The following is a 6,298-nucleotide window of genomic DNA, read 5'->3' as shown; positions in this document are numbered from 1 at the left end:
CAGTGATCCAGCCGTGCCCGAAGAACCAGACCCGACGCACCCTACGCAGCCCCCGAAGATCCCGAAGGGCCATCTCCAAAGCTAAATGTCAGTGCGGCTTGGTAGAACTGCTGGCACATCAGCCGATCAACACTGTCCGGTGTCTGGAGCCCGTCATGACCATTTCGGACCATCTGCAGGAGCTGCACGGTCTGCCCGTGTTCGACTTCCCCGACGCCGAGTCGAAGGTCGAGCTGCCGCAAGCGGCTTCCGTGGCCTGGCGGATCACCGTCGATTCCTACGAGAGCGAGGAGGCGTGGGAAGAAGCCTTCGCCCGCTTCCTCGCCGCGGTGGACACCACTCAGGTGCGGGCGCTGGTCGTGGGGGCGTGGAGCGATGTGTACGACTCGGCACCCGACGCCGTCATCACCGCACTGCTCGACGCCCGGGAGCAACTGCCCGCTCTGCGAGCGATCTTCCTCGGTGACATCACCTACGAGGAGTGCGAGATCTCCTGGATCAATCAGGGGCTGGTGACACCGCTGCTCGACGCCTTCCCCGAGCTGCTGCAGTTCGGGGTTCGCGGCGGCCAGGAGCTGAAGTTTCCCGCCGTCCGGCACGAGAAGCTCCGTTCGCTGACCGTCGAGACAGGCGGGCTCGATGTGGAGGTGGTGCGCGGCATCGCGGCCAGCGACCTGCCGGCGCTGGAGCATCTCGACATCTGGCTCGGCACCTCCTGGTACGGGGCGAACGCCGAGGTGTCCGATCTGGAGCCGATCCTCTCCGGCGTCCGCCTTCCTCGTCTGCGGTCTCTGGCCCTGCGCAACAGCGAGATCCAGGACCAGATAGCCGTCGCGCTCTCCGGCGCCCCGGTCGTCGCCCGTCTCGGCACGCTGGATCTGTCGATGGGCACGCTTGGCGACGAAGGAGCGGAAGCCCTGCTGAACGGACAGCCGCTGACCCATCTGGAGAAGCTCGACCTCCACCATCACTTCCTCAGCGAGCCGATGGTGCAGCGGCTGACCAAGACCTTCGAAGCCGCAGGAGTGGAGGTCGACCTCTCCGAGGGCGAAGCTGCGGAGAGGGACGCCGAGGGCAGGGAAGACCGCTATACCGCTGTCGCGGAATGACTGGGATGCGGGTCCTCCCGGGCCTTGGAACAGACCTCCGCCTCGCCGTCGTCGGCAATCCGGCCAACCGTCGCGTCGCGCTCTTCCAGGAGGCGGTGCGCCTCGCCGGGCTGCCCGCCGCACGCGTCGTGCCCTGGATCGATGTGCTGCGGGGGCGGGCGGAGTTCCGGCCCGGCGAGCGGGTGCGGATCGACTCGCCCGGCGAGGACCCGCTGGTGGAACGGGAGTTGCGCGGTACGAACGACCCGACTCGGGTGGAAGGGACTGCCCGCTGGTACGCGCGCTTCACCTCTGCCGTGCGGGATATCGCCGACCTGGCGGCGGTCGGCGGGGCGACGTTGCTGGACGATCCGCACGAGCTGGCGGTGCTGTTCGACAAGCGGCTGTGCCATGGCGTGCTGCGGCAGGCCGGGGTGACTGTGCCGCAGTCGCCCACGTCCGGCGCCGACGCCCCCGCCGTACGCGGCTGGGACGACGTCCGTGCACTGCAGGAACGGACCGGTCTTCGCCGGATGTTCGTCAAGCCGGCGCACGGCTCCTCGGCCTCCGGCGTGCTCGCCGTGGAGACGGCGGGCCCAGGGCGCGTGCAGGCGACCACCTCGGTCGAGCGTGACGTGGAGGGCCGGCTCTTCAACTCCCTGCGGGTGCACCGCTATTCGACCGAGCGTGAGGTCGGCGCGCTGGTCGATGCGCTGGCACCGGACGGTCTGCACATCGAGCGCTGGCTGCCCAAGGCCTCCCAGAACGGCCGGTCCGCGGATCTGCGAGTCGTCGTCATCGCGGGCCGCGCCACCCACGCCGTCGTCAGGACGAGCCGCTCCCCCATGACCAACCTCCACCTCGGCGGCGCAAGGGGAGACCTCGCGGCGGTGCGAGCGGCCACTGAAGCAGCCGGCGGCAGCTGGGCAGGCACGCTCGGCCTGTGCGAGCGGGCCGCGGCCTGCTTCCCCGGAGCCCTGCGCGTGGGCGTCGATCTGCTGCCCGCCATCGGGTGGCGCCGCTTCGCCGTCGGCGAGGTCAACGCATTCGGGGATCTGCTGCCGCGCCTCACCGGCCTGCCGGGCAGCGGCGCCGAGGGCCAGGACACATACGCGGCGCAGGTTGCCGCTGTACGACGCAGAGCAAGGAACCGCCATAGTGCAAGCGCCTGACACCCCCGCACGACGCCAGGACGGGCGGGCCACCACCGCCACGCCACAGACCCCCGACACCCCGGACATGACCGACGTCGTCGGCCGCGACGACCTGCTGCTCGTCACCCTCGACACACTGCGCTTCGACGTCGCCGCCGAGCTCGCCGCCACGGGCCGGATCCCGAATCTCGCCCGCCATCTGCCCGGCGGCGTCTGGGAGAAGCGGCACGCCCCGGGCAGTTTCACCTACGCCTCCCACCAGGCGATCTTCGCCGGCTTCCTGCCCACTCCGGCCGCCCCTGGACCGCATCCGCGTCTGTTCGCCGCGCGCTTCGCGGGCAGTGAGACCACCGAGGCCCGCACCTTCGTCTTCGACACCCCGGACCTTGTCTCAGGTCTCGCTGACGCCGGTTACCGCACGGTGTGCATCGGCGGAGTCGGGTTCTTCAACAAGCTGGGACCGCTCGGCTCCGTACTGCCGGGAATGTTCCAGGAGAGCCACTGGGACCCGGAGTTCGGGGTGGCGTCACGCACCTCCTTCGAGCGCCAGGTGGACCTGGCCGAGAAGGTCGTCGCCGGACTCCCGTACGACCAGCGGCTGTTCCTGTTCGTCAATGTGCCGGCCCTGCACCAGCCGAACTGGTTCCACCTCCCCGGCGCCACTCGGGACGCGGGTGATTCGCCCGAAACGCACGCTGCCGCCCTTGAGTACGTCGACCGGCACATCGGGCGGCTCTTCGCCGCCGCGAGCAGCCGCCGCCGCTGCTTCGCGATTGTCTGTTCCGACCACGGCACGGCGTACGGGGACGACGGCTTCACCGGCCACCGGCTCGGCCACGACGTGGTCTGGACGGTTCCGTACGCCCACTTCTTCCTCGAGGCCGAAGCATGAGCAGCAATTTCCGGAGCAGCGCACCGCGCCCATACCAGAGTTACGTCTACGCCTATCCGCACAAGACGGCCTACCGGCCCTTTCCGGGGAACGGACGGCCCGCGCTGAGCGAGCGCTGGGCGGGGGAACGCAAGGACGCGCTCTCCCTCTATCTCCACATACCGTTCTGCGAGGTCCGCTGCGGCTTCTGCAATCTCTTCACGCGGATAGGCGCTCCCGACGAGCTCACCACGCGCTATCTCGACGCGCTCGACCGCCAGGCGACCGCCGTGCGCGACGCCCTCGGGGACGCCGAGCCGGTACGTTTCGCCGCGGCCGCGTTCGGGGGCGGCACCCCCACCTTCCTCACCGCCGGGGAGCTGGACCGGCTCTGCGACATCGCCGAGAAGCGGATGGGCGCCGATCTGCGCGCTGTCCCGCTCTCCGTCGAGACGTCCCCCGCCACCGCGACCGCCGACCGGCTCACCGTCCTCGCCGAGCGGGGCGCCACCCGGCTCAGCATCGGCGTGCAGAGCTTCGTCGACGAGGAGGCCAGGGCGGCCGTACGCCCGCAGCGCCGCGCCGACGTCGAGTCGGCCCTGGCCCGGATCCGCGACGCCCGCATACCCGTCCTCAACATCGATCTCATCTACGGCATCGACGGCCAGACCGAGCACACCTGGCGGCGGTCACTGGACGCCGCGCTCGCCTGGCAGCCCGAGGAGCTGTATCTCTATCCCCTGTATGTGCGGCCGTTGACCGGTCTTGGCCGTGCCGGAGAGGCCGGCGATCGGGCCTGGGACGCCCAGCGGCTGCTCCTGTACCGCGAGGGCCGCGACCATCTGCTCTCGAACGGCTACGAGCAGGTGTCGATGCGGATGTTCCGCCGCGCGGACGCGCCGCCGCAGGGCGCGGACGACTACGCATGCCAGACCGACGGCATGATCGGTCTCGGCTGCGGCGCCCGCTCCTACACCTCGACCCTGCACTACTCCTTCGACTACGCCGTCGACATGCGCGAGATACGCGGCATCATCGACACCTACACGGCGACCGAGGACTTCAGCCGCGCCGAAGTGGGGCGCGAGGTCGACGAGGACGAGGCGCGCCGCCGCCACCTCCTTCAGTCGCTCCTCCAGGCCGAGGGCATGGAAGTGGCCGGATACCGTGAGCGGTTCGGCCGCCGGCCCGTCGAGGACTTCCCGTTCGAGCTCGACCGGTTCGCCGCCCTCGGCTGGCTCGACGAGAGCGCCGCGCCCGACCGGCTGAGACTGACCGCCGAGGGTCTGGCCCACTCGGACGCCGTGGGCCCCGAGCTCTTCTCCCCCGCCGTACGCGCCGACATGGCCGCGTACGAACTCAAGTGAGGCGAAGCTGTGGACCTGACGATCCTCTACCGGGGCTCGCTCGCCTCCTGCGACTACGACTGCCCGTACTGCCCCTTCGCCAAGCGGCGCGACAGCTCCGAGCAGCTGCGTGCCGACCGCTCCGCGCTCGAACGCTTCGCCGCCTGGGCGTCCGAGCAGACGGACGACCAGCTGTCGATTCTGTTCACTCCGTGGGGCGAGGGTCTGGTCCGCTCCTGGTACCGCCGCACAATCACGGAGCTCTCCCGGCTGCCGCACATCCGCCGGGTCGCGATCCAGACGAACCTCAGCTGCCGCACCGGCTGGGTCGCGGACGCCGATCTCGACACCCTCGCGCTCTGGTGCACGTACCACCCGGGCCAGACTCCGTACGACCGCTTCCTCGGCAAGTGCCGTGACCTGTCTGTGCGCGGGGTCCGGTTCAGCGTCGGCGTCGTCGGCTTCCCCGAGCACCTGGCCCAGGCCCGCCGTCTGCGCGCCGATCTGCCCTCGCCTGTCTATCTTTGGGTGAACGCGGCCGAGGGACGCAGCTACACCGACGCCGAGGCCGCTCAGTGGACGGACCTCGACCCGTTCTTCCCGTACAGCCGCGATCCGCACCGCTCGGCAGGACTCCCGTGCCGGACGGGCGAGTCGGTGATCTCGGTGGACGGCGACGGAACGGTGCGGCGCTGCCACTTCGTCCCGGACGAGCTCGGCAATCTCTACGACGGCTCCTACCGGCGGGCGCTGCGCCCGCGCGGCTGTCCGGCAGCCGTCTGCGACTGCCATATCGGCTATGTCCATCTGGAGGCGCTGCCGCTGTACGACGTGTTCGCGGGCGGTGTCCTGGAGCGGATCCCGGCCGTGCCCGCCGTGCCCGCCTTTCCTCAGCCGTCGTACGGAGCGGGAAAGCCGATCCCAGTCAGCTTGGGTGCGCCCTTGAAGACTCGGAGGCCGGAAGGGCCGTAGCACCCCGACCCGCCGACGTCACAGGGGCAGCAGGTCCGGGCGCTTGGCCTCGACATGGTCGCCGGAGCTCTCGCCGCGCAGCCGTCGGCCGATCCACGGCACCAGGTGTTCGCGGGCCCAGTGGACGTCGTCGCGGCGCACTTCGAGCGGGCCGCGCGGCGGCTGGGGCGGCCACGGCTGGTCGGGGTCGGCGGGCACATCGAGTCCGAGCACCTGGGCGGCGCGCAGCGCGACCCGGGTGTGTCCCTCCGGCGACAGATGCAGCCGGTCGGTGTCCCAAGCCCGCCTGTCCTGGACGGACTTGAGCGACCAGAGGTCGAGGACGGGGCAGTCGTAGCGGTCGGCGATGGCCCGTACATGCGCGGTGTACGTGGCGATCTTGCCGCGCAGATGACGAAGCACCGGCACCCCGCGCGTGTCGAATCCGGTGGTCACCATGACCGTGCCGACCACGCTCGCGAGGTCGGCGACGGCGCGCTCGAAGCGCTCGGCCACGTCGTCGGGGTCGGTGCCCGGCCGGATGATGTCGTTGCCGCCGGCGCAGAACGTCACCAGGTCCGGGGCGAGTACCTTCGCCCTCGGCACCTGCTCCTCGACGATCTGGTCGAGGAGACGCCCGCGTACGGCGAGGTTGGCGTACCTGAAGGTGTGTTCCGGCGTCCGGTCGTCGAGCAGGACCGCGAAACGGTCCGCCCAGCCGACGTACATCCCGTTCGGGCCGGGGTCTCCGACGCCCTCGGTGAAGCTGTCACCGATCGCCGCGTACGACCCGAAAGCGCCCTTGTTCCCTACGTTCCCTGTTCTCGAATCGTCTGCCACGAGACCATATCTTTCCCTTACGGATGTGACCTACGCGACCGTAAGGAG

The 6,298-nt window shown here is 70.2% G+C and carries 6 protein-coding genes; 5 read left to right on the top strand and 1 reads right to left on the bottom strand.

All coding sequences use genetic code 11. The features are described 5' to 3' along the window. Positions 1–155 precede the first annotated feature (155 nt). The 5 genes from ACFYWY_RS23870 (at position 156) to ACFYWY_RS23850 (ending at position 5,431) form a co-directional block, all read left to right on the top strand. Positions 156–1,109: an STM4015 family protein gene (locus ACFYWY_RS23870; protein WP_389190026.1), complete on the top strand. Its 954-nt coding sequence runs from the start codon at positions 156–158 to the stop codon at positions 1,107–1,109. 5 nt (positions 1,110–1,114) lie between these two features. Next, positions 1,115–2,260 (top strand): STM4014 family protein, encoded by a 1,146-nt coding sequence (locus ACFYWY_RS23865; protein ID WP_389190025.1) that lies wholly within the window; start codon positions 1,115–1,117, stop codon positions 2,258–2,260. Between the two features lie 67 nt (positions 2,261–2,327). Further along, positions 2,328–3,134: an STM4013/SEN3800 family hydrolase gene (locus tag ACFYWY_RS23860; protein ID WP_389190036.1), complete on the top strand. Its 807-nt coding sequence runs from the start codon at positions 2,328–2,330 to the stop codon at positions 3,132–3,134. Then, entirely contained in the window at positions 3,131–4,480 is a 1,350-nt protein-coding gene (locus ACFYWY_RS23855; RefSeq protein ID WP_389190024.1) for an STM4012 family radical SAM protein, read from the top strand. The genes ACFYWY_RS23860 and ACFYWY_RS23855 overlap by 4 nt, the downstream gene beginning before the upstream one ends. A gap of 9 nt (positions 4,481–4,489) precedes the next feature. After that, positions 4,490–5,431 (top strand): STM4011 family radical SAM protein, encoded by a 942-nt coding sequence (locus ACFYWY_RS23850; RefSeq protein WP_389190023.1) that lies wholly within the window; start codon positions 4,490–4,492, stop codon positions 5,429–5,431. A gap of 18 nt (positions 5,432–5,449) precedes the next feature. On the opposite strand, the gene ACFYWY_RS23845 is transcribed toward ACFYWY_RS23850, so the two are convergent. Further along, the gene (locus ACFYWY_RS23845) at positions 5,450–6,250 is read right to left on the bottom strand and encodes an SGNH/GDSL hydrolase family protein (RefSeq protein ID WP_389190022.1); all 801 of its coding nucleotides are present in this window, start codon (positions 6,248–6,250) and stop codon (positions 5,450–5,452) included. Between the last annotated feature and the right edge of the window lie 48 nt (positions 6,251–6,298).

Source organism: Streptomyces sp. NPDC002870 (assembly GCF_042888505.1).
Lineage (GTDB): Bacteria > Actinomycetota > Actinomycetes > Streptomycetales > Streptomycetaceae > Streptomyces.
The sequence above is the reverse complement of the archived record's forward strand: the minus strand, read 5'-3'. Positions and strand labels throughout refer to the sequence as shown.

Bases quoted from the DNA above. Each gene is read 5' to 3' on its own strand.
- ACFYWY_RS23860 (WP_389190036.1), top strand. From the start codon at position 2,328: ATGACCGACGTCGTCGGCCGCGACGACCTGCTGCTCGTCACCCTCGAC.
- ACFYWY_RS23855 (WP_389190024.1), top strand. From the start codon at position 3,131: ATGAGCAGCAATTTCCGGAGCAGCGCACCGCGCCCATACCAGAGTTAC.
- ACFYWY_RS23870 (WP_389190026.1), top strand. From the start codon at position 156: ATGACCATTTCGGACCATCTGCAGGAGCTGCACGGTCTGCCCGTGTTC.
- ACFYWY_RS23865 (WP_389190025.1), top strand. From the start codon at position 1,115: ATGCGGGTCCTCCCGGGCCTTGGAACAGACCTCCGCCTCGCCGTCGTC.